Raw genomic sequence first — 24,810 nt, 5'->3', positions numbered from 1 at the left:
GGGCGGGTGTGGGTTGATCATTCCGGGCGGCTGCGGTCACCTGCGGGGACCGGGCGTGGGCCGCGCTCGGCGGTACGGATCCGGGTGCGCAGCCGCCCGTCGTGGGCTTCGTCGTACGCGAGAAAGCCCACCCCGAGGACCGCGATCAGTGCGAACAGGAACCACTGCACCGCGTAGGCCAGGTGCGGCCCTTCGGACAGTTCCGGCGGGGGGAGCACCCGCGGGGACGATCCGGACGCCTGGCCGGCACCGGGCGGCTCGATCAGCTCCAGATAGCCACCGACGACCGGGTACGGCAGGTGCGCGGCGATCTGCTCGACGTCGATGAAACGCACCTGACCGTCTCGTGGAGCGCCGGTGCCCGGATCGGCCGCCTCGGAGGGGCGCACCCGGCCGAGCACGCGCACCTCGCCGCTCGGGACCGCCGGCGGCTCAGGTGCCTGCACCGACGCGGTGCGCGGGACCCAACCACGGTTGACGAGGACGGCGGCGCCTCGGGAGGTGACGAGAGGGGAGAGGACGTTGAACCCGGGCTCGCCCCCCTGAGACCGGTAGCGGACCAGAATCTGGTGCGAACCGTCGTACCGTCCTCGCGCGCTCACGCGCGTCCACTCCTGCCCAGCTGCCACCGGCCGACCGGGGGCGAGCACGGTGTCGAGCGGCTTCGCCGCCGCGGAGCTGTTGGTCGTGATGACCGCGTTGTGTGCCCGCCGATCATCGAGCCGGTGCAGCTGCCAGCGCCCCAGCTGGACGAACACGGCGACCAGCAGCGCGACGATGATCACCAGGGCGATCCAGCGCGGGCGCAGCAGGAAGCGGTACACGTCTCGCGACGCTAACCGAGCGCTCCGCCCGCCGTGCCTGTGGGGTGTCCACTCGGTACCGAGCGGCGTGTCGCCCCGGGTTGCGGTGTCCGCCTACGCTTGGCGGGTGGCAGGCGAACTGGTGGACAGGTACGGGCGGGCGGCAACCGACCTCCGGGTCTCACTGACCGACCGTTGCAATCTGCGGTGCAACTACTGCATGCCGGCCGAGGGCCTGCCCTGGCTGCCGACGCCCGAGGTACTGACCGACGACGAGGTCGTACGCCTGATCGCGGTGGCGGTCCGACTGCTCGGGGTCCGGGAGGTGCGGTTCACCGGTGGCGAGCCGCTGATCCGCCGTGGGCTCGTCGATATCGTCCGGCGCACCGGAGAGCTGAGTCCGCGCCCCGAGATGTCCCTCACGACCAACGGCATCGGTCTCACCCGGCTCGCGACGCCACTTCGGCAGGCTGGTCTGGACCGGGTGAACGTCTCGTTGGACACGTTGAGCGCTCCGGCGTTCCACGAGCTCACCCGCCGCGACCGATGGTCCGATGTCGTCGCCGGCCTGGCAGCGGCGGAGACGGCCGGGCTCACGCCGGTGAAGGTCAACGCCGTCCTCATCCGTGGCCTCAACGACCACGAGGGGCCGGACCTGCTGGCCTGGTGCCTCGAGCGTGGTTACGAGCTCCGGTTCATCGAGCAGATGCCCCTCGACGCCCAACACCGCTGGAACCGCGACACGATGGTGACGGCGGACGAGATCCTGGCCGGGTTGCAGAGCCACTTCGACCTGCGACCTGACGACCGCAGCCGGCGGGGGAGCGCTCCGGCGGAGTCGTTCGTCGTCGACGGTGGACCGGCGCGGGTCGGGATCATCGCGTCGGTGACGCGGCCGTTCTGCGGTGACTGCGACCGGGTGCGACTCACCGCCGACGGGCAGGTTCGCAACTGCCTGTTCGCCCGCGAGGAGTCCGACCTGCGCGGTGCGCTGCGCGGTGGTGCGGGCGACGAGGAGTTGGCCCGGCGTTGGCGAGCGGCGGTCGCGACGAAGCAACCAGGACACGGGATCGACGACCCGACGTTCCTGCAGCCGACCAGGCCGATGTCCGCGATCGGCGGATAGCCAGCGGGCCGCGCTGACCGTGGTTTCGCCCGAGACGAGAGCTGGTTCGGAGAGCCGCTAGCTCTTGCCTGCGGCACCGCCCGGCGGGTCCGTGCCTTCGAAGGGTTCGATCTCGCGGAGGAACCCCCGCGCGCTGAGAAAGTCCGCGAGAGAGCTCCGGTGAGCGTCACAGGCCACCCAGGTCTTGCGTCGCTGCGGCGGGTGGATCTTCGGATTGTTCCAGCGAAGTGCCCATGTGGCCGGATTGTTGCAACCCTTCGCCGAACAGATCGCCTGGTCGGGGCGGAAGTCGTCGGTCATGGCTCTCCCTCAACCAGGCTCGCCCAGCTCATCCAGGCCGTGGTGACGCGTTACGCACGAGGGGGACTTCGAAGAGTAACGGTGCAGTGGGGGAAGTCCGGTGGTTTGCGTACGCCCTGTGACGGCGAGAATGTCGCCAGATAACAAGAAGCGATGCCGGGCAGCCACGGGGGAAGCCGCCCGGCATCGCATCACGTCGCACTCCGACGGGGGAAGCGGAGCGCGCAGACATGAGTTTGGCACGAACGTCCCGCCAGGTCTAGACGGCTCCCCGGGTATTTTGCGGTCGGCTTGGATGATCGGATCCAGCCGGTAGTTCGCGAGGGTGGTCGGGGACGTACGCCGGCATGCTGTCGGTACGCCGCTCACGGCCCGCATTCGCAATCACCACAGCGATATAGGGCAGGATGAAGGCCGCCACGATGAGCAGCCACCGCAGTGTGCCCTGCGTGACGAACGCCATGACGAAGCACACTGTCCGCACTCCCATGGACAGCAGATAACGCACCTCACGGGAACGTACGTCCGCTTTCAGACTCTTTGGTGCCGTCGTGACCCGGAAGGTCGGTTTGCGCACCTTCTGCCGCATCGCGTCTCCTCCACCTCTGCTGCAACCGTACGCCTGAACGACGTGCGAACGGCCTCGCCTGTGACAGTGAGTTGCCCCACTGCGACGGCGGTCAGGTCCCGCTCCTGCGCCGGCTTCCCGGCACGGGCAGGGCCGTCAGGTGCGTACCGCCTCGACGGTGTGGTGGACGGGCAGGACGATGCGGGACTCCGCGCGGCCGCCCCGGTGGACGGTCTGCTCGGCTGCGGGCGAGAGGTCGAAGCGCGGATAGTTCGAGGATGCGATCTCGACCCGGATCCGGTGCCCCGCGGCGAAGGTCATGGCGGTCGCGCCGACCTCGATCTCGACCTCGCCCGGTCGACCCGGCGCCGTGCGTACTCGTCGGATCGAGTCCACCACCAGCATCGCCCGCCCGTCGAGGTGGAGGTCGACCAGCTTGACGGTGACGTCGGCCACATCGGCGGTCGAGGCGAAGGTCACGTGCGCGCGGACCTGGCCAATGATGGTGAGGTCGCGCTCGAGGGGTCCGGTCGTGTAGACGAGGACGTCCGGGCGTTCCTCGATGTCCCACTGGTCGAGCGGTCCAGCCTCGGGCAGCACCGGATGGAGGGTGCGCCCACCGCCGGTCGGCACCGGATCCCCAGGGTCGTGACGGTAGTGGTCGGCACCGGCCTCCTGCGGCGGCTCCCACGCGAGGGCGTCATCGCCGGCAAGGAACAGCGGCGTGGGCGTGGTCTGGGGAGGCCAGTCGGGAAGGTCGAGCCAGCGGTTGGCTCCCATGACGAAGACCCGCACTCCGGCAGGCACGTCCCGGTCGGCGATTCCCGCGGTCAGGAACGCGAGCTGTTCCTCCGCGATGCCGTTGAAGTCGCCCTGTGCGGCGACTCCGAAGTCGAGTCGTCCGGTCGTACGCCGGAGCAGGCTGGCGTGGGACCACGGCCCGACGACGAGGCGCTGTCGGCGACGTACGGACTCGTCGACGTCCGGCCCGGTGAGGAGGGTGTAGCCGCCGATCGTGGCGTCACAGAACAGGTCGTGCCACCCGGCCAGGTGGTATCCGGCCGGCTGTGGACCGACCGGCTGGGTACCGGCGCCCTGTCCGTCGCGCAGTGCGGGGGCCGCGTCGAGGGGATCCCAGAGCTCCGCGTCGTCCGGGTCGAGCCACCGGTTCCAGTCGGCGCTGATCCGGGGCAGGGTGGTGTTCTCGACGCCCGACCTCAAGACGCCCGGCCAGGTGTCGAGGTCCGCGATCGCCGCCTTCACCAGCTCGGCGTCGTAGCTGCCGCCGACCGCGCCGATGCCGAGGGTCCAGGCGGAGAAGACGCCCAGCTGGAGGGCGCCGCCTTCGTACACCGCATCCCGAACGGTCGGCCCGGCGACGGCGGGCACGATGACCCGCAAGGCTGCCGGGCGTTCGGCGGCGGCCAGCCACTGGGTGAAGCCGTTGTACGAACCGCCGGCCATGGCGACGGCGCCGTTGGACCACGGCTGGGACGCACACCAGGCGACGGCCGCGGCACCGTCGAGGCGTTCGCTGCGAAACGGCGCGAAGGTGCCGGGGGAGTCCCAGCGGCCGCGTACGTCCTGGGTGACGACGGCCCAACCCAGCCGGGCCATGCCGATGGCGTCATGGTTGCCGCGGACCGATGCCCTTCCGTACGGCGTCCGCATCAGCAGGACCGGGTGGGGCTCGCCGTCGTCGGCGACGATCACGTCGGTCGCGAGCGGGATGCCGTCGGGCATCGTCACGGTGGTGTCGAGACAGGTGAGGCGCGAGGTATCTCCCACGCTCGTGGAGCCTAGTTGTGGTTCGCCGGCCGGTCACCGCACTCAGGGCGGCTGGTGTCGGCCACGTTCGCGCGGGTCTTTGCCCCCTGACCTCCGCACCTGGACGCCCACGCCGATTCCCCGCGATGCACGCTGAATCGGCCGTGTTTCGTGGGAAATGACCACTTATGCGCGATCATTCACCGCCAATGGCCCTGGACTCGGCTCACATATGCCTTGTCATGATGTCGCACTGACGTCATAGTGGCGTCATGTTCTCCGTCAAAGGCCAGCAAACGTTGCGAAGGCGGATACACCTGCCGCCTGCGGTGCTCGGCATCATCGCGGTCCTGAGGCTGCTGCCCCAGGTCGGACGGGGCAGGACGGTCCTCTTCGCGGTCGGTGTCGCTCTCTCCTCCGTCCTACCGATCGCCCTGGCCGTGCTCACCGGTCTCGTGGTCGGCTCGATTCCCGCCGCTGTGCGAGGCGGCCTCGACAGCCCCGCAGGCACGACAACGGTCCGGCTGCTGGTGGCCCTCGCCGTCATCGTCGTGGTGCTGCGGGTCTGTCAACCGGTGCTGGCCGCCCTCACCGCGACTCTCGGCCGGGGGCTCGACCGGCTGCTCCAGGAGAAGGTGATCACGGCGGTCGGGCGGCCCCACGGGATCGCGCATCTGGAGGACCCCGACGTCCTCGCCGACGTCCGCAAGGTCCGCGGGCTCGGCATGGACCCCACCCGGCCGAGCATGGCGATCGAGGCGCTGGGCTGGCTGTTGCCGTCCTGGTTGCAGGCGCTGGGCTCGACCGTGGTGCTCGCCTTCTTCCACTGGTGGCTCGGTCTGATCTGGCTCGTGGCGTGGCCGGTGCTCGTCTACGTGATGCAGCGGGAGTACGTCAGGGTGGGCCAGATCACGTATGGCCAGAGCAGCGCGCTACGGCGTGCCGAGTACCTTCGCGACCTCGCGCTGGAGCCGCCGGCCGGGAAGGAGGTTCGGGTCTGGGGGATGCTCGACTGGCTCATCAGTCGGTTCGAGTCGACCTGGCGGACCGCGATCGAGCCGGTGTGGAACGCCCGCAAGCCCCACCCGCGGACGCTCTTCGGATCGACCGGAGCCGTGCTCGTGCTCAACCTCGCCTCCTACGGCCTGCTCGCCTGGGCCGCGACCCGTGGCGACCTGGCTCTGGGAGCCCTCGCCGTCTACGCGCAGGCGCTGAACGGGGCGAACGCCTACGCCGCGTTCAACGACGGCAACGCGCACCTGTCGTTCGCCGCTGTCGTCGTACCACGGCTGTTGGAACTGGACGAACGCCTGCGGACCGACGCACCGGCGGCGGCGCGCGCCATCGCCGGACCGGCGGGCGACCGGGACTTCCCGGCCCGCGACGTGCGCTTCGAAGGGGTGACGTTCCAGTACCCGCGCAGCGAACGCCGGGCGCTCGCCGGTCTCACGCTCACCCTCGCCGCGCACCGGTCGCTCGCGATCGTCGGCGAGAACGGCGCCGGCAAGACGTCCCTCGTCAAGCTCCTATGCGGGCTCTACGCTCCGACATCCGGCCGGATCAGCGTCGACGGCACCGATCTGCGCGATCTCGACCCGGCCGCGTGGCGCAGCCAGGTCGCCGTGCTGTTCCAGGACTTCGCCCGCTACCACCTGCCCGTCCGCGACAACATCGGCATGGGTGCGCCGGAACTCGCAGGCGACCTCGACCGGCTCCGCAGTGCCGCGCGCAGGGCCGGGCTGCTCGATGTGATCGAAGGGCTGCCCCTCGGCTGGGACACCGTGCTCTCCCGCGAATACACCGGCGGCACCGACCTGTCGGGCGGCCAGTGGCAGCGGGTCGCACTCGCCCGGGCGATGTTCGCCGTGGAGGCCGGCGCCCGCGTCCTGATCCTCGACGAACCGACCGCCGCGCTGGACGTTCGGGCCGAAGCCGAGCTCTACGACCGCTTCCTCGAACTCACCGAAGGCCTCACGACGATCCTGATCTCCCACCGCTTCTCGACGGTACGAAGGGCGGACCGGATCGTCGTCCTCGCCGACGGAGCCATCGACGAGGACGGTACGCATGAACAGCTGATGGCCCAGGGCGGTCGGTACGCCCACATGTTCACGCTGCAGGCGGCCCGGTTCACCGACGAACTCGCCGTCGCCGGGGAAGGAGGCCGTGATGCGTGAGGCATGGCGGGCGTACCGCATCACTCTCGCGATCGGTTTCAGGGCCGCGCCGTGGCACGCGACGTTCCAACTGATCACCGGTGCCCTGATGGCGTCGACCCCGCCTGTGGCCGCCTACCTCATCAAGCTGCTCATCGACGCGGCGGTCGCCAGGGACCTCACCGACGCCATGGTCGCGGCGGCCTTTCTGGCTCTCGTCGTCGCGGTGGGACTCGTCCTCGTCTTCTACTACTGCGACTGTGTTTTCGCCGTGATCGAGCGCTCGGCCGCCTATGCGGACCGCAGGCTCATGGAACTGGTGGGCGGAGCGGACGGGCTCGCCCACCACGAGCAACCGGAGTATCTCGACCAGGTGCAGCGGATCCGGGAGGAGCGGGGCAGCCTCGCTCTCATGGTGAACGGCACGGCCGGTGTGGTCCGTGTCGCGGCGGCGCTCATCCTGACGGCGATCCTGCTCGCGCAGATCCATCCCGCCCTGCTGGGTCTGCCGGCGGTGGGCGTCGTCTCGTTCCTGCTCGCCAAGCGGGGACGGGACCTGCAGGTGGCGGCACAGGAGGCAACGACCGAACCGGAACGCCTGCGCCGGCACCTGTTCGAGGTGGCGACCGCGCCGGGAAGCGGCAAGGAGCTGCGGGTGTTCGGGCTGGCGGGGGAGCTGCTGCGTCGGCACCATGCCGCATCCGAGGAGGTCCTGGTCGAACGTGACCGGGCGGACTGGCGGGGAGCGCGCCTGCAGTCGTTCGACGCGGTGGTCACGGCATCGGCGTACGTCGGTGCGGTGACACTCGTCCTGCTCCTCGCGATCGACGGGCGGGCCACACCGGGCGACGTCGTACTGGCCGTCGGCCTCGCCACGCAGATCGGCGGCATCGTCGACACGGCGGTGTCCTACGGCACCCACTTCCTCCACGTCCTGAAGATCGCCAGGCGGCTCACCTGGCTCGAGGACTACGTCGACGACGACCGGCGACCTGTCCCCGATCCCGTCGTGGTGCCGCCTCGGCTCGAACGCGGCATCGAGTTCCGCGACGTGTCGTTCCGCTATCCCGGCACCGAGCGCCCGGTCGCTGACAAGGTGACCTTGACACTGCCCGCCGGCAAGGTGGTCGCCCTCGTCGGTGAGAACGGCGCGGGAAAGACCAGCCTGATCAAGTTGCTGTGCGGCTTCTACCAAGCTGACAGCGGGCAGATCCTCCTCGACGGGACGCCTCTGGACCGGTTCGACCAGGCGGAGTGGCGCGCCCGGATCGGTACGGCGTTCCAGGACTATGTCGCGTTCGAGTTCCTCGCCGGTGAGTCGGTGGGTGTCGGCGACCTGGAGCGGATCGACGACCGCTCCGCGGTGTCCGCCGCTCTCGACCGGGCCGGCGCGACGCCGGTGCTGGACGTCCTGCCGAACGGCCTGGACACCCAACTGGGCAAGGCATGGGACGGCGGCGTCGACCTGTCCGGCGGCCAGTGGCAGCGGCTCGCCCTTGGCCGCGGGCTCATGCGTACCGACCCGCTTCTGGTGGTCTTCGACGAGCCGACGGCGGCGCTGGACGCGCAGACCGAGCACGCGTTGTTCGAACGGTTCGCGGCCGCCGCGCGCAGCGGGGAGAGTCGGGGCACCGTGACACTGCTGGTCTCGCACCGCTTCTCGACCGTACGCATGGCCGACCTCATCGTCGTGCTCGACGGCGGGAGAGTGCTGGAGCAGGGGAGCCATGCCGAGCTGATGGCCCGGGACGGGTTGTACGCCGAGCTGTACGACCTGCAGTCCATGGCGTACCGCTGACACCGGTGCTACGGAAGGGCCCCGTGCTCCTACGGAAGGGCCCCGTGCACCGGCGTCCCTCGGGCCATCACGGTCTCCACCTCGAGGCGGTCGGACAGGACCACCAGGTCGGCATCCTTGCCCGGCGCGATGGTGCCGGTGTGGTCCGCGATCCCCAGCAGCGTGGCGGGTGTCGTCGCCGCGGCGATCGCGGCGTCGGTGATGGGGATGCCCACGCACCTGACGGCGTGCCGGAGGGCCGCGTCCATGGTGAGCGTGCTGCCGGCGAGTGAGCCGTCGGAGAGGGTGACCTTGCCGTCGCGGGCGAAGACAGGCACCGGCCCGAGACGGAACTCCCCGTTGGTCATGCCGGCCGCCGGTGTGGCGTCGGTGACGAACGCGATCCGCTGCGGGCCCGCGGCGTCCACCGCGATGCGTACGGCGTCGTCGTGGACGTGGAACCCGTCGTTGATCAGCTCGCAGGTGACCGCCTCGTTGGCGAGGGCCGCACCGGCCGGACCCGGATCGCGGTGGTGGAAGTGGCGCATCGCGTTGAACAGGTGGGTCGCGAGTCGTGCACCCGAGGCGAAGGCCGCTCGCGCCTGGTCGAAGTCGGCCTCGGTGTGACCGACCGCGGCGATGACGCCGGTCGTGACGAGCTCATGCAGCAGCTCCATGCCACCGGGAAGTTCCGGTGCGAGCGTCACGACCCGCACGGTGCCGTCGCCCGCCGCGAGCAGGTGCCGCAACGCCGGCAGGTGGGGCGGGAGGAGGTGGTCGGCATGGTGGGACCCGCGTTTGTCGGGGTTCAGGAACGGGCCCTCCAGATGGACACCCACGATTCCGGGATCGGCGCCGCCTCGGATGATCTCGGCGATGGTGCGTACGGAAGCGGCCATCCGGTCCAGCTCGTCGGTGACCAGGCTGGCCAAGGTCCGCGTCGTGCCGTGGCGGCGATGGAAGGCGACCGCGGCCAGGATCTCCGCCGGATCGTCGGTGGTGATCTGGGCGCCACCGCCACCATGCATGTGCAGGTCGACGAAACCCGGCAGGACATAACGGCCGGTGAGATCGTGCACGGCATCGTCGACGGTAGGCGGGTCGCCGGATCCGACGCCCACGATCCGGCCGTTCTGGATGGTCAGCCAGCCGGGGTCCAGCACGCGCCGAAGCATGACGACGCGGGCGTTCGCGAGTGCGATCACGTACGCAACGCTATCCACGCATCGCGCGGCCCGGGGGGACGGCGGCCAGGTCGGCGTCGACGTCGGAGACCGAGCGGCACCCGCACAGGGCGAGGGTTTGGGCGACCTCCGCCTGCAGCGATGTCAGCAGGTCGCGTACGCCGTCGGCGCCGCCCGTGGCGAGTGCCCACAGCGCGGGCCGGCCGACGAAGGCGGCGGTGGCACCGAGGGCGAGCGCGCGGACGACGTCGCGGCCGGTACGGATGCCGCCGTCGACGTAGACCTCACAGCCCTCGCCGACGGCCGCCCGGACCTGCGGCAGTGCCACGGCCGTCGGGATCGCGCCGTCGAGTTGGCGCGCCCCGTGGTTGGACACCCAGACCGCCGCGGCGCCGGCGTCGACACACGCGCGGGCGTCGTCACCGCGCAGGACGCCCTTGACGACGACGGGCAACCCGCCGGAAAGCTCGCGCAACCAACCGATGTCCTTGAACGTCACCGCGGGATCCTGCCAGGTTCCTTCGTCGTCGCGGGTCTCCAGCGCGGGTACGAGCCGTGGCACCGACGGACCGACTGGGACGGCGCCGACGCGCGCCTTCGTCGCGACGTACGGCGTGTCGACGGTCAGCACCAGCGCCCGGGCTCCCGCGTCCACGGCACCGCGCACGATCTCGGCGGTGAGGTCGCGGTCGCGAAGCAGGTAGTGCTGCATCCACCACGGCCCCGCCACCGCCGCCACCTCGTCCAGTGACGCCGTGGCGCGTGTCGACAGGACGAAGAGCGACCCTGCCTCGGCCGTGCCCTTGGCCGTCGCCACCTCACCGTCGGGATGCGCGAGCCGGTGGTAGCCGGTCGGTGCGACAAGAACCGGCGAGGCGACCGGCGTCCCGAGGGCGCTCGTCGCGGTTTCCACGTCGGACACGTCGCGTAGCACCCGCGGACGCAGCGCGACCTCGTGCCACGCCCGGTCGTTGCCGGCGAGGGTCTCCTCGACGCCGGAGCCGGTCGCGATGTAGTCGTAGACGTCGGCGGGAAGTGCCGCCCGCGCGGCCTGCTCCCACTCCGCTGGACTGGCCATGACGGGCATTCTGCCGGAACGGGACGCGCCCGGCCGCCTGCGGTCAGTGATCGACGTGGCGGCTGCTAGCGTGCCAGAACGCGGAAATCGCTCACCACCATCCACACGCCACGGGAGGCAGACGTGGGTCGCTCAGTACTCGTCACCGGAGGAACCCGGGGCATCGGACTCGCGGTCGCGCAGGCGTTCCGTGAGGCGGGCGATGACGTCGCGTTGACCTATCGCGGTGGCGAGCCACCGGCGGGATTCCTCGCAGTGAAGGCCGAGATGACCGAGCCCGACACGGTGGAGCAGGCGTTCGCGGAGGTCGAGGAGAAGCAGGGTCCCGTCGAGGTCCTGATCGCCAATGCCGGCATCACCCGCGACACCCTCCTGCTCCGGATGAGCGAGGACGACTGGTCGAGCGTGATCGAGACCAACCTGACCGGTGCGTTCCGGTGCGCCAAGCGGGCGGCCAAGGGCATGCTCAGGCTGCGCCGCGGCCGGATCGTCTTCGTGTCGTCGGTCGTAGGTCTGCTCGGTTCCGCCGGCCAGGTCAACTATGCGGCCAGCAAGTCCGGCATGGTCGGCATGGCCCGCTCCATCGCCCGCGAACTCGGGTCGAGAGGCATCACCGCCAACGTTGTCGCGCCCGGTTTTGTCGAGACCGCGCTCACCGAGGTGCTGTCCGAAGAGCTACAAAAGAAGTACGTCACGCAGATCCCGTTGGGTCGCCCCACGACCACCGAGGAGGTGGCCAAGGTGATCCGCTGGGTCGCGAGTGACGAGGCCGCCTACATCACCGGAGCGGTCATCCCGGTCGACGGTGGCCTGGGCATGGGCCACTGAACCGCAGAGGAACGGCGCTGAGCCGCAGGACGAGCCGCACAGGGATGGGGAGCTGAGCAATGGGTGGGATTCTCGAAGGTAAGCGGATTCTCGTCGCGGGCGTGACGATGGACACCTCACTGGGCTTCGCGGTCGCGAAGGTCGCGCAGGAGCAGGGCGCGCAGGTCGTCATCACCAACTTCGGCCGCGCGCTCGCGATCACCCGACGGATCGCCAAGCGGCTGCCGGTCGAGCCGGCGATCATCGAACTCGACGTGACGAACGACGAACACCTGGCCGGCCTGGCCGACTCCCTGCGTACGCACGTGGACGGCCTCGACGGGGTGGTCCACTCGATCGCGTTCGCGCCCCAGGAGGCGTTGGGCGGCAACTTCCTCAACACCTCGTACGCGGACGCCGCGACGGCGTTCCACGTCTCGGCGTACTCCCTGAAGTCGCTCACCACGGCGGCGCTGCCGTTGATGGGGGCGGGCTCGTCGGTGGTCGGGCTGACGTTCGACGCAACCGTGGCGTGGCCGGCGTATGACTGGATGGGTGTGGCCAAGGCGGGCCTGGAGTCCTGTGCCCGCTACCTCGCGCGTGACCTCGGGCCGAAGGGCATCCGGGTCAACCTGGTGTCCGCTGGATACACCAAGACCATCGCCGCCAAGGGCATCCCCGGTATCGAGCAGGTCGAGGGCATCTGGGGCGAACGCGCCCCGCTGGGCTGGGACCCCGATGCCGACCGTGAAGCGACGGGGCGGGCGTGTGTGGCGCTGCTGTCGGACTTCTTCGGCAAGACGACCGGCGAGATCGTCCACGTCGACGGCGGCTACCACGCGATGGGCGTCTGAGCCTAGGGGCCTACCGTCTCCAGCCAGGTGTGCGCGATGAGGGCGTGGCCGGCGGGAGTCGGGTGGACGCCGTCGGCTGCGAGTTCGTCGGCGGGCCGGGTGGTGGCCGCGTGCGTCAGCACGGAGTCCAGCGGTACGAGGGTGGCGTCGTGGTCCGCCGCGAGCCTGCGTACGACGGCGATCTTCGGATCGAGATCCTCCCGCCAGCTGTCCTGCCCGGGTCTGACCGGCAGCAGGAACGGCTCCACGAGAACGAGCGCCGCACGGCTGTTGTCAACCGTGGCTTGCAGGATCGCGCGATAGTCGCGCTCGAACGCCTCGACCGACGTCGGATCGCCGCTGTCGTAGCGCCGCCAGGTGTCGTTGACGCCGATCATGATCGAGACGACGTCCGGCTTCAGGTCGAGGCAGTCGGCCTGCCACCGCTCCCGCAGGTCGCGCACCCGGTTACCGCTGATGCCGCGGTTGAGGAAGGTGACCGGACCGCCCTCGGAGTTTCCGGCGTACGTCTGTGCGACGACTCGCGGATAGCCGCCGCCGAGGTCACGAGGATCCCCTCGGTCGCGCCCGGCGTCGGTGATGCTGTCGCCGATGAACAACACCCTGCTCGCGGTCTGGAGAAGGCTCATGACGGCACACCCTTCGTGCTCGAGCTGGTTGTCACGCGGTCGGGACGTCTACGTGGTCGCGCCAGGAGTACTGCGGGGTGAAGCCGAGTGCCTCGCGGGCACGGTCGATCGCCAACAGCGTCTCGAAGCCGGCGACGTCGCGGGTGACCTTCACCTCGGGGAACACCTCGCGCAGGAGGTCGGCGGACGGCCGGTCCATGATCGTGTCGGCCGCGGCGATGATGAAGTTCGTGCTGCCTTCGACCGGCGCGTCGAGCGCGAGCCGGCATGCCTGGGCGACGTCGCGGACGTCGACGTAGCCCCACAGGTTCCACTTCCGCGCGTGCGGATCGGCCCAGAACGACCGAACCCGCGCGTAGTTTTCCGGCAGGAAGATGTTCGACAGGCGCAGCCCGACGAAGGGGATTCCCGACCATCCCGAGATCTGCGCCGCGATGGTCTCGCCCACCACTTTCGACAGGGCGTACGTCGAGGTGGGGTGGGGGAAGTGGTCCTCGTCGACGGGTGCGTAGCGCGGCGGTACGTCACCGAAGGGGAGGCCGAGCGTCGTCTCGCTGGACGCCCACACCACCCGCCGCAGGCCCAGCTGTGCCGCCGCGAGGAACACGTTGCCGTTCATGGCCGAGTTGGCGTTGAAGGTCGTCGCCGGGGTGTGGCGGCCCGGCGCCGGGATGTTGCCCAGGTGGACCACCGCGTCGACGCCCTGCAGCAGCTCGACGACCTGTCCGTAGTCGGTCAGGTCCGCGCGCAGGAACGAGGTTCCGAGATCGGCCGGGGCGGGTGCGAGGTCGGTGGCGACCACCTCGTGCCCGTGCGCGAGAAGGTCCTTGGTGGTGGCCTGGCCGGCCTTGCCGCTGGCCCCGGTGACGCAGATCCTTGCCATGGTGATCCTTTCGTACGCAGGAGATCCCCGCACTGCCACGCCAACCGTACGATGCACCACCCAGCTGAACCTCGGTCTGCCGGGTGAGAGAAGAATGGCCGGGCATGAGCGTCCACGAACTTCGCCCGACTGAACCGCCGGCGGAGTGGTCCGCCGTCCTTCGTGAGCTGTCCGCGTCTGGCCCGATCAGCGAGTCCGATCTGGTGGAAGCCGTACGCCTGGACGCGGCGGACGTCGAGGACGTGCTGCTCGACAGTGCGCTGGCTTATGAGTCGCCCGACGGGTGGGTCAATCTGATGACCGTGGCCGACGGCGCGGTCTTCACCCACACTCTGACCTGCGACGAGGTGGAAGCCGGTCGCCTTTACGCCAACGGTGACCTGGCTTTGTGGGAGCGGTTGGCCGAGGAGGACGATCTACCCCTTCGAGGGGGTGGATCCCTGTCCATCGACTGGATCGGCGAGCAGCCGGACGAGCAGCTGGTGTTGGCAGGTCCCGACGGCTGGCTGAGCGGGTTCGAGGAGGGAGACCTGCTCGCTCTCGGGTTGCGCGACGGCATTGTCGAGATGTCCACCGCCAGCGTGGAGGAGCCCGTCAGCCCCGAGCTGCGCCGGTCGGCGGCGACGGTCGCCGCGGCCTTCGCAGGAGCGGCTGTCGAATCCCTGAACGACCTTCCCCGGCTCAGCGAGATCGACTTCGCCCCAGGTGCACGAATCGACGAGGTACTCGCCGCGCTGCTCCTCGAGCGGCCGGATACGTTCGCCGAGCCGTTGCCCCCGTTGACCAGGATGCTGCACGCCGGACAACTCGAGGTGGTCGATGGTCGCGTCGGCCCCGCCGGTATGCCGTGGGACCCGCGGCTCACCGCTGGCATGGATCCTGCCGACGTGGTGCGTTACGCCCGCGCGCGTGCGGCGCTGCGCATGTGGGGAGCAGTCGACGACTTCACCAGTTTCCTCCGGCACCTGGGCGACTCCGAGCTGGTCCTCGCCAAGATCGCTGACGACGTCGAGGCGAGGCCGCTCGACGCCGACCGGCTGACGGCGATCCGTCGCGCGGCCTCAGGTCCGGCGCAGCGGGCTGCGGCACTCCTGTTGGCGGCGCGGTCGGCGGAGGGGACCGGTCGGGCCGACGAGGCAGCGGAGCTGGTCGAGGAGGTCCTTCAGGAACGTCCCGACCTCGGGCCCGCGCTCTGCGACGCCGCGGAGTACGCCGCCTGCAAGGGGGACGCACTCCGTGCCGACGGCCTGCTGCGTACGGCCGGATTCTCCTCCGACGACGGAATGCGCAGGTGGCTACGCCCGCTGACCGCGCTCCCCGCCGCCTCGACGTCTCGCAACCGGCCGTGCCCCTGCGGGTCCGGACAGAAGTACAAGATGTGTTGCCTGCGTAAGGAGATCCATCCACTCACCACTCGGGCCGCCCTGCTCTACGGCCTGCTGGTCACCTATGCCGAGCGGGGCAGGCACTTCGACCAGATTGTGGCGCTGATGGATCTGTGTCCGCGTGTCCCGGTGATGTTCGGCGTCGAGTTGGCGTTGTTCGAGCGCGGCTACCTGGCCGAGTTCCTCGCCGAACGTGGACCATGGCTGCGCGAGGACGAACGCGAGCTGCTCGCCCGCTGGGAGCAGAGCCCACTCCGGCTCTACGAGGTGGTGTCGTCCCGGCCAGGCCGGGATGCCACCGTGCGGCACCTGCCCGACGGCGATCCGGTGGTGCTGCCTGACCGGACATTCTCCCGGAGCGCCGAGCCGCTGGATCTCGTCCTTGCCCGGCTGCTCGACGACGGAAGCCGGTTGGCCCTTTTCACCGATCCTCTGCGGGTCCACCGCTCCCGCCGTCGCGAGATGCTCGACCTTCTGGACGGCGACGTCGACCCGTCGGCAGTCATGCGGTTCTTCGCGCCGCAACCGCCACCTGAGCTGCGCAACCAGGACGGACACGAGCTGACCCAGTGCTCCGCGACGTACGACGTGGACGGTGGCGACGAGGCGTGGGCCGCCCTCGCGAAGGATTTGTCCGAGGAAGGACAGGACCGTCTCGTTGCCATCGTGGACGACGTAGTCCGCGGGTCGGTACGTCGGGCCGGAACCCGCTGGACTGTCGAGGCAAACTCGCTCGAACGCCTCCGAGAACTCCAGCAACTCCTTCTCGCGGCCGCTCCGGATGCTCGCCACCGCTCCGAGTCGAGCGTCCCGCTGGAAGAGCTGATCGGATCCGCCGCCCCGCCGGCCGGCCTCGGTGCCGCATCCGCACCTGCCTCGCCCGAGGAGATGGAGCAGGTCATGGCCGAGGTCATCCGGCAGTACGAAGAGGCGTGGCTCGACGACGCCATCCCCGCGCTCGGCGGGCGCACCCCTCGGGAGGCAGCGGCCGAGGGCGGCGCAGCTCTCGCGGAACTCACGGCCCTGCTCGACGACTTCGAGTGGTCCAGCCGTCAGGAGGGTGGCGGCATGAGTGGCGAACGGATTCGTACGCTCCTTGGCCTACCTCCTGGGCGCGTTCAGGGCAGAGGACGGGTCTGAGGGGCGGGAGTTGACGTCGCCGAAGCCGGTGCGCCAGCCCGTTCGCAGTGCCGACGGGCACTTCGGTCGAGAGGCCCGGATCGTGGACGTGATGGGGGCCACTGTCACCCCGCCTGAGGTGGGGCGTACGAGCGGACCGAGGAGAGAGACGCCTCGCGAAGCTAGGTGTCTGACCAGCGGCGTATTCTTCGCCCGTGGGACTGCGGTTCGAGACGCGCCGGTCCGATTCGCCGTGGGTCGACACCGTGTGGACCTGCGCAAGCGAACAGGTTACGGCGATGACGTCCGTCGCAGGGGTGCGCTGGGGTCTGGTGTTCTGGGAGCAGGACGGTCGGGCACACGCGGGCATCACCGGTCCCGAGACCCGGACCGGCACGGCGCCGGTGCCAGAGAGCGCGACCTTCACGGGCATCGAGTTCGCCATAGGCACCTCGTTGCGGGCCGTGCCCACGTCGACGCTGGTCGACGGCGGCGTCGAGCTCCCCGACACCACGCGCCGGACGTTCCGGCTGGATGGCGCGCGCTGGGAGACGCCCGGGCCCGACGACGCCGAGGCGCTGGTCGAGCGTCTCGTACGCGCCGGGATCGTGATCCGTGACCCGCTCGTCACCGACGTGCTGCTGGGTCACCGCCCGGACGCCTCGGGGCGCACGGTCGAACGCCGGTTCCGCGCCGCGACCGGGCTGACGCGGGGTGCCGTCCGGCAGATCGAGCGGGCCCGCACGGCGGCGGAGCTGCTGGCCGCCGGTAACCCGGCCGCCCACGTCGTCGCCAAGCTCGACTACTTCGACGAGCCGCATCTGGCCCGGGCGCTGCGCTCCTATGCCGGACGCACCACTAGGCAGCTGCGCGAGGGCGCCGGCGGCGCGATCGCCCTTGACCTGGATCAGCCCTTGACGTCGTAGACCAGCTTCAGGATCCCGTTCGAGTAGCTCTCCGACTCCCGCAGCGTCAGCATCTGCTTGTCGCGGTCGGCCCGGCCGAACAGGCTCTTCCCGTCACCGAGCAACACGGGGAAGACGAGCAGGTTGTACTGGTCGATCAGGCCTGCGTCCGACAGCCGCCGGGCCAGCTCCGCGCTCCCATGGATGAAGATCGTGCCGCCCTCGCCCTTCTTGAGCGCGGCGACGTCCTCGGTCGAGCGCAGGATCGTCGTCAGCCCCCACCCGTCGACGAGGGCGTCGTCGGACAGCGTGGTCGACACCACATACTTGGGCAGTTCCTTGTAGGCGGCGTGGTCCTCCGAGCTGGGCCAGGTCGGCGCGAACGCCTCGTAGCTGCGGCGGCCGAACATCAGCGCCGTCGTGTCGGCGAGCTCCTCGGCCTTCAGTGACCAGGCTTCTGGGACGAACTCGAGGTCCTTGAAAACCCAGCCGCCGCTGCGGTGCTCCTCACCCGGCCCACCGCCGGGCGAGTCCACGACGCCGTCAAGCGACATGAAGCCGGTGTAGACCAGGTCACGCATGGTGCTGTCTCCCTGAGGATCGGGCGAGCTGCTGGGTGGTCATGCTAGGTCGCGGCCGTGGCGGCCGTCTTGGACAGAAACGACAGCGCGTTCAGTCGTCGGCCGGCCGTCGTCCTGCGGAATCGGGGCAGATGGATCGGACTACGGGCCCGCTGCAAGGCAAACCCCGGAGGGGTCCCCCCGGCGGGCGTCTCTCGCGCCATGTGAAGCCAGAAGTGGAACCGCATGTGGTTCACGAATCATGCGCTCGGCGCGCGCCCGCGACGAAAGCGCTGGTACCAAGCTTCGGAGGCCTCGTCGGCCAGGCGGTCGAATGCCGGGCGCGGGATGGCGATGTCGGCGCGCCCGGGGATCTCGAGAAAGTCGAGCAGGTGGCGCACCGTCGCTTGGTAGTCGGCGACCAGATCTTCGTAGACCACGGTGTACGGGACCACGCCCCAGCGGTCGAACTGATCCTGCATGTCGGCCTCGCGCTGGTTGGCGCCAATGAGCAGGAACTCCAGCGCGTCGTGATCGTAGCGGTCAATCACATCGGCGGCGCTGGTACGTGGCGGCGCCTCGCCCACCACGGTGTCGGCGCGGTTGGGCCGGTGCCACTCCTGTGATCGGATCGCTCGCAGCCACGAGACCGCCAGGCGTAGCTTGTTCCGCCGGGTCATGAACACGTGTTTGCAGGCGGGAAAAACCGTCGCCCAGGCCTTGCGTCCATCGGGATCGACCACGCCCGGGATTGCACTCGCGAACAGAGCCGTCAGTTCCTGGTGCGGGCGCGCGCTCATGCCGTATTTGGCACCCATCACGCCGTTGGGCGTGGCAGCCTCACGCCACAAAAAGTCGCGCAGCTGCACGGCATCGGAGACGCCATATTTGGCCGGCAGCCCGTGACCCGCCGGGTCCTCGAGCCACTCACGCGGACGCCCGGCGATGCCGGTGTCCTCCAGCGCTTGGGTCAACATGGTGCTGCCCACGCGCTGGCTGAACCAAATGAGATACGACTGTCGGGGCGCCGCGACCGCCATGCGTGGAGCTTAGCGCCCCGCGCATGGCGTCCGCGTAGGTCAGACCCAGCGCACGCCTGAGGCGGGGCCGGCCGTCGGCAGGATGCGGCGGCGAGCGCCAGGGCGACGCCAAGGTGTCATTGTTGCTCAGGATGCAGATCAACTGTGAACGTCGGGTAGTCCGGCTCCGGGCAAGCCAGTCCTGTGTATCCAAGCTTGGTGTAGAAAGGCGCCGCGCGAGTTTCGTGCGCCTGCCACTCAACGTAGCGGGCACGACCTCTCGCCCACTCTATTGCCGCATTCAGTAGTTGAGTACCTGCGCCGCGCCCGCGCTGAGATTCAGTCACGATCAGGTCGTGCATCCGGACGATCCGGTGGAAGTCACCATGCCTGAGGTGTGGTCCGTAGTCCTGCGCGGCAACGTACCCGACCGCCCGATCGTCGCGATAGGCCCCAATGATTGCCCAGCTGTCGGCTCCGACGAGTCGGGCGAATACCTGCCTTGCCTTCGGCTCGGGATCGTGAGGGGTCGATCAGCGGCCGTAGATCGTCATCATCAATCAGCTGGACAGGTCGGATCGCAAAGATCATGGTGTCATCTTGGTCCGGTCGATCAATAACGACAACAAATCAGGCTGGCCCCGGTGACCTCTGAAGACGAGCGCACCCGACGATCCGCACTTCAAACCCGACGACCAGCATTGTCGAACGGTCCCGCCGAAGCGACGCGTGCCGTCCGCTCCCCGGAAAGGCCAGAAGGCGGCGTTCCATGGAGTAATGGGTCGTCACCGAGGAGCCCCGCGAGGGACGACCTGTGCCTTGTGGGGTTGCCGCGTATAAGGTGTCTCGGCGATCGAGCGCGAGCATCGACCATGACGCTTTACGAGGACGACGAGGAAGACCGTGGAACCATCCGAAGTCCGGCGCGCGGTTGAGGCCGCCGGGGCGACTGCCTCCGCGCTTGGTCTGCAAGTCGGCGATGCGGTCGTCGTTCACAACTCGGACCGCATCGCCGTGCGCCTGATTCCGTGCGATGTTCTTGCTCGTGTAGCACCGCTGTCCCTTCATGACGGTCAGGGGCAAGCGGGCATGGAGTTCGAAGCAGAGGTTGCTCGCCGTCTCGCCGAAACCGACAGCCCGATAGGTGAGCTCGAGCCTCGGGTGGAGCCCGGCGTCTATCTGCGCGACGCCTTCGCTATCACGCTATGGACCTACTACGAGCCCGTCGTTGCTGACCGGCAAGGCGGCGCGGCGCACGAGCAGCCCGGCATGTCCACAGACCTCGCGCCGGCGGACTATGCGCACGCGCTCGTCCGCCTCCATGCCGGCTTGCGCAAGATCGATCTGGCGGCACCACACATCACCGCTCGAATCGCCGGTTGGGCAGAGGGAGTTGGCGATCCAGAGCAGACTCCAGACCTTCGCGACCGTGACCGCGAACTGGTCAGCGACACACTCAGCCGCGTGAGCGCGGCGATCAGCCGTTGGGGTTCGGACGAGCAGCTGTTGCACGGTGAGCCTCATCCGGCAAACGTGCTCAGCACCAGGAGGGGGCCGCTCTTCATCGACCTCGGGACGTGCCAACGTGGGCCGGTCGAGTACGACCTCGCCTATGTCCCCGATGACGTTGCAGAACACTATCCCGGAGCCAACCAGGACCTCGTTCACCAGTTCCGCATCCTCATGTGGGCAGGCGTCACGACGATGCGCTGGAACCGAAACGACCAGTACCCCAACCGGGACTACTGGAGAATCGAGACGCTCAACCAGCTTCGAGCAGCGCTCGATCGCCACGGACTGGATTGAGTCCACGGGGAGGTTCACCGTCGTTCGGATCGTCAGTCGAACCGGTCATCAGGGTGCGACCGCGCTGACCAGGTGGTCGTAGCGCGAGGTGATCCATTCGATGGCCCGCAGATTTCGTTGGTAGCCGGCGGGATCGGGCACCCAGCCGTGTAGGCACCAGTCGGCGCCGCCGACCAAGGCGGTGAGCAGAAGTGGTACGACAGCGGCCTGCTCGCGTTCGGTCAATGGGTGGGTTGAGTGGTAGCCGGCAACGTAGTGCCGCAGTACGGCGGCCATGGCATCGGGGTCGCCGTCGGTGATCTGGTTCTGGAGGCGGCTGGCGAGGTAGTAGCTGAGGTCGCGGACTCGTGGGCCGTGTGGCAGGTGGTCGAGGTCGATGTATCCGGTGACCTCGCCGTTGTGGACGAGGATGTTGCCGACGTTGCAGTCGCCGTGGGTGAGCTGGGTGGGCAGGTCGGTGAGCGCGGCCCAGAGCTGGTCTCGCAGGGGATCGACCAGTGAACGCAGCTCCGGCGGCAGCTTGGCGTAACCATCGCCGAGGATGTCCGGCGCGGGGTCGTCGGTGTGTGAGGTCACGTGCCATGGGCACTCGGCGAGCATGCGGTCGAGCTGGCCGATGCCGGCGCCGATCGTGTGCGCCAGCTCCGGCGACTCGTGCAGCTCAGGGTCGTTGGGGAGCAGAGGAAGGAGTGCGTACGCGTGCGGGCCAGTTGGTTGCTTCTCGTTCGGGTCGGTGCCGAGGTTGTCGGCGTTGTAGGCGATCAGCCCGTCGTCGGTGATGACTGGCGTGGCCACGGGCAGTCCGCCGGCCTGCAGGTAGCACAGCACCCGGTACTCCTCGACCGGGCCCACTCCGGGTGGCCATTCCGGTAGGTGCTTGAGCACCCACTGTCGGCCGTCCTCGCCCGTGACCTTCCAGATCGGGTTGTGGACCCTGTCCATCGGCTCGACTCGGGCCGCACCGACGACGCTCTTCCAGGCCTCCAGGGCCGCGTACTCGTCCATGCCGGGGACGCTAGGCACGTCCGGTCCGTGGTCGCACGACATTTTCGCCGGCCGGATCCGGCCATGTCGATCCCCCTACGCCGTGGCATGGTCGACGGAGCCCTTCGTCCCCCGCCACTCGGTTCGGACCACTGGCTAAGCACCTGGCTCTGCTCAGCTGGGCCGGCCGCCCCATGGGTTGCGGCACTTCTGCGCGTCGTCTTCGCACCGGTACGACTGCCGAAAGGAAGCGTCATCCGCATACTGACCCGAACGCACGGCCTGACTTCAGCCACAACGACTTCTATCACCGGTACCTGCTGCGCCAGGTACCACGGCAATGCGATCGAGCGCTCGACATCGGATGCGGAACCGGCTTGTTCGCCAGGCGATTGGCTCAGCGTGCACAGACGGTTGACGCCATCGATCGCGCGCCCGAGGTGATCGCCCAGGCGCGTGCGCTGTCCCACGACACACCCAACGTCCGCTACGCCGAGGCAGATGTCGCCGACTACGACCTGGGCAGTGCGCGTTATGACTTCATCGCCGGTATCGCCAGCATCCATCACATGCCGTTCGCGGAGACGATCACGAAACTGCGTGATGCGTTGGCCCCGGGTGGCGTGCTGGCCATCCTGGGCCTCTGCCGCTATGCGACACGAGCCGACTACGTGCCCGACCTGGTCGCGGTCCCGGCGAACCTGGCTGCCAAAGCGGCGGTCCGGGCGAAGGCCCGCCTTGGCAGCCGGGCGGCGGGCTCCGGACCGGCGCCGTCGATGGATGCGCAGATGACGTTGCCGGAGATCAGAACTGAAGCGGTTGCCCTGCTGGCCTGGACCCAGGGGCGGCCGTCGTACAGCACAGAGTCGGTGCCCAGGCCGATGCGGGCATCGAAGTCCGTCTCAGGTGTCATATCAAGAGGTTGACGTCGCCGAACTCGTGCCACAGGTAACCGCCGTCGAGCGCGGCGGCGTAGCAGGCCCGTACCAGCTCAGTGCCGGCGATCGCCTCGAGCATCTGCAGGTGTGACGCCCGCGGTTCGTGGAAACCGGTCAGCAGGCCGGACACGACCCGTACGCCGCGTGCCGGGGTGACCACCACGTCGGTCCATCCGTGGGCAGCAGCGATCGTGCCGGACCCCGGCGGCGCGGACTCCAGCGCGCGGACGACCGTCGTCCCCACCGCGACCACGCGGGCGCCACGGTCTGTCGCGTCGCTCACCACCCGCGCCGTCACGTCAGGGACCTCGAACCATTCGGCGTACGGAGGTTCATGGGCCTCTGCCGAGGCGACGCCGGTGTGCAGCGTGACGGGTACGACGAGAACGCCCCGGGCGACGAGCCGGGTCACGATCTCCGGAGTGAACGGCCTGCCAGCGCTCGGCATCTCCGCACTGCCGGGGATGGTCGCGAAGGTCGTCTGGTAGTCCTCGAGCGGCCACTGCTCCGCGACGTAGCCGTACCTGATCGGTCGACCGTACGCCGCGAGATAGCGGGGTATGTCCGTCACTGTGAGCACCGCGTGCCACAGCCGGTGGGACACGTGGCGATCCCGCAGCAGCAGGTCGACGCCACCGGGCAGGGCAAGTCGGTCACCTGGTTGCCCACCCGGGTCAGGATCGGCGCCACGGCGCAGCTCCACCAGCCAGGATCCGTCCGGTGCGAGGGTCGAGAAGTGCACGGCCCGCTGCGTACCACTGTCGTCCGGCAGGTCCACCGCCGCTGGCAACGTCCCCGATCTGTTGACCACAAGGACGTCGCCGGGGGAGAGCAGGTCGGGCAGCTCGCGGAACGCATGGTGGCTCACGCCGCCGGCGCCCTGACCGTCGCGCGGGCTCCGACCCACCAGCAGGCGTACGCCGTCACGGGTGAGGCCTCGCGCCTCGGGCGGCTCGTGCGCCTCGAGGGCGGCCGGAAGCGAGAAGTCGATCGACGGAGGACCGGCACGGTCGACGGGCGCGCCACCATCGGCGGTCTTGGCTTCGGCCACCGACGTCATGCGGCGAGCCCGTCGAGCAGGTCCGTCGCCCGGAAACGACCGCTGGGCGGGCGTTCGGTGATCAGCCGGACGAACGCCGGAACCACGGTGTCGGGCAGTGGTCGGTCGGAGATGTCCTCGCCCGGGAACGCGTCCTGGTGCATCTGGGTACGCAGGTCACCGGGGTCGACCCACCAGAGCCGCACGTCGTGCTGCCCTTCGGCGAGTTCGGCGGCGAGGACGTTGGACCACTGTTCGAGTGCGGCCTTGGCCGAGCCGTAGCCACCCCATCCGGCGTACCCCTCGACGGCGGCATCGCTGGTGACGTTGACGATCGCACCGCCCCTCGCCGCGAGGTGGGGCAGGGCGAGCTGGGTCAGCGCCAGCGGCGCGACCGTGCCCACCTCGAGGATCTCGCGATACGCGGCGAGGCCGAGGTCTGCCACGGCGGGTAGCGGGCTCGGCCCGAGTAGGCCGGCGTTGTTCACCACCAGGTCGGGGCCACCGAGCAGCGCGGCGGCCTCGACCAGCTCGGCCCGGTGCCCGGGGTCGGTGACCGAACCCGCGAGGCTGGTGACCGTGCCCGCCGACCCGGCACGGGCGGTGAGCTCCCGGGCGGCGTCGGCCAGGGGGTCGGGGTTGCGGGCGTCGATCACGAGGGACCAGCCCCGGTCGGCGAGCCCGCCGGCAAGGGCGAGGCCGAGACCGCGGGACGCTCCGGTGATGAGGGCGACAGGCATGGGGACTCCCTTCCTGGACAGGGTGTGCGGGTCGGTTCGGAGAACGCGGTCGCCACCTAGCAGCCCTGAGCCGCCGGGGTGGTCGCCGCGGCCGCCGCGGTCGGTCGGACGGCCGGCTCGGCCCGGTGCCGGCCGGCTTCTGCCGCCCTCCGCCGCGCGTGGTGGGCCAGCCGGGCGAGGCGGCGCTGTTCGGCCTGGCGCAGCAGCTCTTCGGCGCGAGCTGTGGCGAGGCTCTGGATCATCACGTCGTTCCACATGAGGTGCTCCCTTCACTGGAACCGACGCTAGGGCGGCGGCGGACGCCCGCCATCGGGCCGCCGATCGGACCGGAGTACGCCGTTCGCCCTACTCCATGCGGCCTACCACCCGTGGCCTACGTCGTG

Annotated in this window: 24 protein-coding genes; 9 read left to right on the top strand and 15 right to left on the bottom strand. The window is 69.6% G+C overall.

Annotation, left to right across the window (positions count from 1 at the left end; translation table 11 throughout):
• Positions 1-17: 17 nt before the first annotated feature.
• Positions 18-824: an SURF1 family cytochrome oxidase biogenesis protein gene (locus ABN034_RS03065; protein ID WP_349689421.1), complete on the bottom strand. Its 807-nt coding sequence runs from the start codon at positions 822-824 to the stop codon at positions 18-20.
• 106 nt (positions 825-930) lie between these two features.
• Between ABN034_RS03065 and moaA the strand changes: the two genes are divergently transcribed.
• Positions 931-1,929: a GTP 3',8-cyclase MoaA gene (gene moaA / locus ABN034_RS03060; protein WP_349689420.1), complete on the top strand. Its 999-nt coding sequence runs from the start codon at positions 931-933 to the stop codon at positions 1,927-1,929.
• A 57-nt stretch (positions 1,930-1,986) separates the two neighbouring features.
• Here the strand turns inward: moaA and ABN034_RS03055 are convergent, their stop codons facing one another.
• From ABN034_RS03055 to ABN034_RS03045, 3 genes are all read right to left on the bottom strand, one after another.
• Complete coding sequence (locus ABN034_RS03055; protein WP_349689419.1) at positions 1,987-2,229, bottom strand: hypothetical protein; 243 nt, start codon at positions 2,227-2,229, stop codon at positions 1,987-1,989.
• A gap of 259 nt (positions 2,230-2,488) precedes the next feature.
• Positions 2,489-2,818: a DUF3099 domain-containing protein gene (locus tag ABN034_RS03050; protein ID WP_349689418.1), complete on the bottom strand. Its 330-nt coding sequence runs from the start codon at positions 2,816-2,818 to the stop codon at positions 2,489-2,491.
• Between the two features lie 135 nt (positions 2,819-2,953).
• Complete coding sequence (locus ABN034_RS03045) at positions 2,954-4,585, bottom strand: CocE/NonD family hydrolase (protein ID WP_349689417.1); 1,632 nt, start codon at positions 4,583-4,585, stop codon at positions 2,954-2,956.
• A 251-nt stretch (positions 4,586-4,836) separates the two neighbouring features.
• Between ABN034_RS03045 and ABN034_RS03040 the strand changes: the two genes are divergently transcribed.
• Together ABN034_RS03040 and ABN034_RS03035 are read left to right on the top strand one after the other, a co-directional pair.
• Positions 4,837-6,741, top strand: coding sequence for an ABC transporter ATP-binding protein (locus ABN034_RS03040; RefSeq protein ID WP_349689416.1), 1,905 nt, complete (start codon positions 4,837-4,839; stop codon positions 6,739-6,741).
• Complete coding sequence (locus ABN034_RS03035; protein ID WP_349689415.1) at positions 6,734-8,518, top strand: ABC transporter ATP-binding protein; 1,785 nt, start codon at positions 6,734-6,736, stop codon at positions 8,516-8,518. The genes ABN034_RS03040 and ABN034_RS03035 overlap by 8 nt, the downstream gene beginning before the upstream one ends.
• A 29-nt stretch (positions 8,519-8,547) precedes the next feature.
• Here ABN034_RS03035 and nagA read toward each other — a convergent pair whose 3' ends face one another.
• Positions 8,548-9,702, bottom strand: a complete 1,155-nt coding sequence (gene nagA, locus ABN034_RS03030) for an N-acetylglucosamine-6-phosphate deacetylase (protein ID WP_349689414.1) — start codon at positions 9,700-9,702, stop codon at positions 8,548-8,550.
• Positions 9,703-9,712: 10 nt separating this feature from the next.
• Positions 9,713-10,759, bottom strand: a complete 1,047-nt coding sequence (locus tag ABN034_RS03025; protein ID WP_349689413.1) for an alpha-hydroxy acid oxidase — start codon at positions 10,757-10,759, stop codon at positions 9,713-9,715.
• A 123-nt stretch (positions 10,760-10,882) separates the two neighbouring features.
• On the opposite strand from ABN034_RS03025, the gene fabG reads away from it, so the two are divergent.
• Together fabG and fabI are read left to right on the top strand one after the other, a co-directional pair.
• Positions 10,883-11,587: a 3-oxoacyl-ACP reductase FabG gene (fabG, locus tag ABN034_RS03020; protein WP_349327765.1), complete on the top strand. Its 705-nt coding sequence runs from the start codon at positions 10,883-10,885 to the stop codon at positions 11,585-11,587.
• A gap of 59 nt (positions 11,588-11,646) precedes the next feature.
• Positions 11,647-12,420 (top strand): enoyl-ACP reductase FabI, encoded by a 774-nt coding sequence (gene fabI, locus ABN034_RS03015; protein WP_349689412.1) that lies wholly within the window; start codon positions 11,647-11,649, stop codon positions 12,418-12,420.
• Positions 12,421-12,422: 2 nt separating this feature from the next.
• On the opposite strand, the gene ABN034_RS03010 is transcribed toward fabI, so the two are convergent.
• Positions 12,423-13,049: an SGNH/GDSL hydrolase family protein gene (locus tag ABN034_RS03010; RefSeq protein WP_349689411.1), complete on the bottom strand. Its 627-nt coding sequence runs from the start codon at positions 13,047-13,049 to the stop codon at positions 12,423-12,425.
• A 31-nt stretch (positions 13,050-13,080) separates the two neighbouring features.
• A complete protein-coding gene (locus ABN034_RS03005; protein ID WP_349689410.1) occupies positions 13,081-13,932 on the bottom strand; it encodes an NAD-dependent epimerase/dehydratase family protein in 852 nt (283 codons plus the stop codon).
• Positions 13,933-14,036: 104 nt separating this feature from the next.
• Here ABN034_RS03005 and ABN034_RS03000 point away from each other — a divergent pair, with 104 nt between their 5' ends.
• Positions 14,037-16,457 carry a YecA family protein gene (locus ABN034_RS03000; RefSeq protein WP_349689409.1) on the top strand — a complete coding sequence of 807 codons (2,421 nt, stop codon included), beginning with the start codon at positions 14,037-14,039 and terminating at the stop codon, positions 16,455-16,457.
• 278 nt (positions 16,458-16,735) lie between these two features.
• Positions 16,736-17,362 carry a helix-turn-helix domain-containing protein gene (locus tag ABN034_RS02995; RefSeq protein WP_349689408.1) on the top strand — a complete coding sequence of 209 codons (627 nt, stop codon included), beginning with the start codon at positions 16,736-16,738 and terminating at the stop codon, positions 17,360-17,362.
• Here the strand turns inward: ABN034_RS02995 and ABN034_RS02990 are convergent.
• The 3 genes from ABN034_RS02990 to ABN034_RS34255 form a co-directional block, all read right to left on the bottom strand.
• A complete protein-coding gene (locus ABN034_RS02990; RefSeq protein ID WP_349689407.1) occupies positions 17,344-17,922 on the bottom strand; it encodes a dihydrofolate reductase family protein in 579 nt (192 codons plus the stop codon). The two genes, ABN034_RS02995 and ABN034_RS02990, sit on opposite strands and share 19 nt — an antisense overlap.
• A 239-nt stretch (positions 17,923-18,161) precedes the next feature.
• Positions 18,162-18,941 (bottom strand): Stf0 family sulfotransferase, encoded by a 780-nt coding sequence (locus ABN034_RS02985; protein ID WP_349689406.1) that lies wholly within the window; start codon positions 18,939-18,941, stop codon positions 18,162-18,164.
• 116 nt (positions 18,942-19,057) lie between these two features.
• Positions 19,058-19,381 (bottom strand): GNAT family N-acetyltransferase, encoded by a 324-nt coding sequence (locus ABN034_RS34255; protein WP_502878958.1) that lies wholly within the window; start codon positions 19,379-19,381, stop codon positions 19,058-19,060.
• A gap of 628 nt (positions 19,382-20,009) precedes the next feature.
• On the opposite strand from ABN034_RS34255, the gene ABN034_RS02980 reads away from it, so the two are divergent.
• On the top strand, positions 20,010-20,726 hold the full coding sequence (locus ABN034_RS02980) for a phosphotransferase (protein WP_349689405.1): 717 nt from the start codon (positions 20,010-20,012) through the stop codon (positions 20,724-20,726).
• Positions 20,727-20,774: 48 nt separating this feature from the next.
• Here ABN034_RS02980 and ABN034_RS02975 read toward each other — a convergent pair whose 3' ends face one another.
• The gene (locus ABN034_RS02975; protein WP_349689404.1) at positions 20,775-21,731 is read right to left on the bottom strand and encodes a phosphotransferase enzyme family protein; all 957 of its coding nucleotides are present in this window, start codon (positions 21,729-21,731) and stop codon (positions 20,775-20,777) included.
• A 173-nt stretch (positions 21,732-21,904) separates the two neighbouring features.
• Between ABN034_RS02975 and ABN034_RS02970 the strand changes: the two genes are divergently transcribed.
• Positions 21,905-22,636 (top strand): class I SAM-dependent methyltransferase, encoded by a 732-nt coding sequence (locus tag ABN034_RS02970; RefSeq protein WP_349689403.1) that lies wholly within the window; start codon positions 21,905-21,907, stop codon positions 22,634-22,636.
• Here the strand turns inward: ABN034_RS02970 and ABN034_RS02965 are convergent.
• The 3 genes from ABN034_RS02965 to ABN034_RS02955 are packed head-to-tail and all read right to left on the bottom strand — an operon-like array spanning position 22,620 to position 24,684.
• Positions 22,620-23,708, bottom strand: coding sequence for an S-adenosylmethionine:tRNA ribosyltransferase-isomerase (locus ABN034_RS02965; protein WP_349689402.1), 1,089 nt, complete (start codon positions 23,706-23,708; stop codon positions 22,620-22,622). The two genes, ABN034_RS02970 and ABN034_RS02965, sit on opposite strands and share 17 nt — an antisense overlap.
• The gene (locus ABN034_RS02960) at positions 23,705-24,427 is read right to left on the bottom strand and encodes an SDR family NAD(P)-dependent oxidoreductase (protein WP_349689401.1); all 723 of its coding nucleotides are present in this window, start codon (positions 24,425-24,427) and stop codon (positions 23,705-23,707) included. Before ABN034_RS02960 ends, ABN034_RS02965 begins: the two co-directional genes overlap by 4 nt.
• A gap of 56 nt (positions 24,428-24,483) precedes the next feature.
• Positions 24,484-24,684, bottom strand: coding sequence for a hypothetical protein (locus ABN034_RS02955; protein ID WP_349689400.1), 201 nt, complete (start codon positions 24,682-24,684; stop codon positions 24,484-24,486).
• Positions 24,685-24,810: the final 126 nt, after the last annotated feature.

Source organism: Actinopolymorpha sp. B11F2, assembly GCF_040195635.1.
Lineage (GTDB): Bacteria > Actinomycetota > Actinomycetes > Propionibacteriales > Actinopolymorphaceae > Thermasporomyces.
The sequence above is the reverse complement of the archived record's forward strand: the minus strand, read 5'-3'. Positions and strand labels throughout refer to the sequence as shown.

What these genes read in the sequence shown, in the direction of transcription:
- ABN034_RS03050 (WP_349689418.1), bottom strand. Translation starts at nt 2,818, where the DNA reads ATGCGGCAGAAGGTGCGCAAACCGACCTTCCGGGTCACGACGGCACCA.
- fabI (WP_349689412.1), top strand. Translation starts at nt 11,647, where the DNA reads ATGGGTGGGATTCTCGAAGGTAAGCGGATTCTCGTCGCGGGCGTGACG.
- ABN034_RS02995 (WP_349689408.1), top strand. Translation starts at nt 16,736, where the DNA reads ATGACGTCCGTCGCAGGGGTGCGCTGGGGTCTGGTGTTCTGGGAGCAG.
- ABN034_RS02960 (WP_349689401.1), bottom strand. Translation starts at nt 24,427, where the DNA reads ATGCCTGTCGCCCTCATCACCGGAGCGTCCCGCGGTCTCGGCCTCGCC.
- ABN034_RS02980 (WP_349689405.1), top strand. Translation starts at nt 20,010, where the DNA reads ATGGAGTTCGAAGCAGAGGTTGCTCGCCGTCTCGCCGAAACCGACAGC.
- ABN034_RS03000 (WP_349689409.1), top strand. Translation starts at nt 14,037, where the DNA reads ATGAGCGTCCACGAACTTCGCCCGACTGAACCGCCGGCGGAGTGGTCC.
- ABN034_RS03055 (WP_349689419.1), bottom strand. Translation starts at nt 2,229, where the DNA reads ATGACCGACGACTTCCGCCCCGACCAGGCGATCTGTTCGGCGAAGGGT.
- ABN034_RS03005 (WP_349689410.1), bottom strand. Translation starts at nt 13,932, where the DNA reads ATGGCAAGGATCTGCGTCACCGGGGCCAGCGGCAAGGCCGGCCAGGCC.
- ABN034_RS02975 (WP_349689404.1), bottom strand. Translation starts at nt 21,731, where the DNA reads ATGGACGAGTACGCGGCCCTGGAGGCCTGGAAGAGCGTCGTCGGTGCG.
- ABN034_RS02965 (WP_349689402.1), bottom strand. Translation starts at nt 23,708, where the DNA reads ATGACGTCGGTGGCCGAAGCCAAGACCGCCGATGGTGGCGCGCCCGTC.
- ABN034_RS02955 (WP_349689400.1), bottom strand. Translation starts at nt 24,684, where the DNA reads ATGTGGAACGACGTGATGATCCAGAGCCTCGCCACAGCTCGCGCCGAA.
- ABN034_RS02990 (WP_349689407.1), bottom strand. Translation starts at nt 17,922, where the DNA reads ATGCGTGACCTGGTCTACACCGGCTTCATGTCGCTTGACGGCGTCGTG.
- ABN034_RS03010 (WP_349689411.1), bottom strand. Translation starts at nt 13,049, where the DNA reads ATGAGCCTTCTCCAGACCGCGAGCAGGGTGTTGTTCATCGGCGACAGC.
- ABN034_RS02970 (WP_349689403.1), top strand. Translation starts at nt 21,905, where the DNA reads ATGGGTTGCGGCACTTCTGCGCGTCGTCTTCGCACCGGTACGACTGCC.
- ABN034_RS03035 (WP_349689415.1), top strand. Translation starts at nt 6,734, where the DNA reads ATGCGTGAGGCATGGCGGGCGTACCGCATCACTCTCGCGATCGGTTTC.
- ABN034_RS03040 (WP_349689416.1), top strand. Translation starts at nt 4,837, where the DNA reads ATGTTCTCCGTCAAAGGCCAGCAAACGTTGCGAAGGCGGATACACCTG.
- ABN034_RS03025 (WP_349689413.1), bottom strand. Translation starts at nt 10,759, where the DNA reads ATGGCCAGTCCAGCGGAGTGGGAGCAGGCCGCGCGGGCGGCACTTCCC.
- ABN034_RS02985 (WP_349689406.1), bottom strand. Translation starts at nt 18,941, where the DNA reads ATGGCGGTCGCGGCGCCCCGACAGTCGTATCTCATTTGGTTCAGCCAG.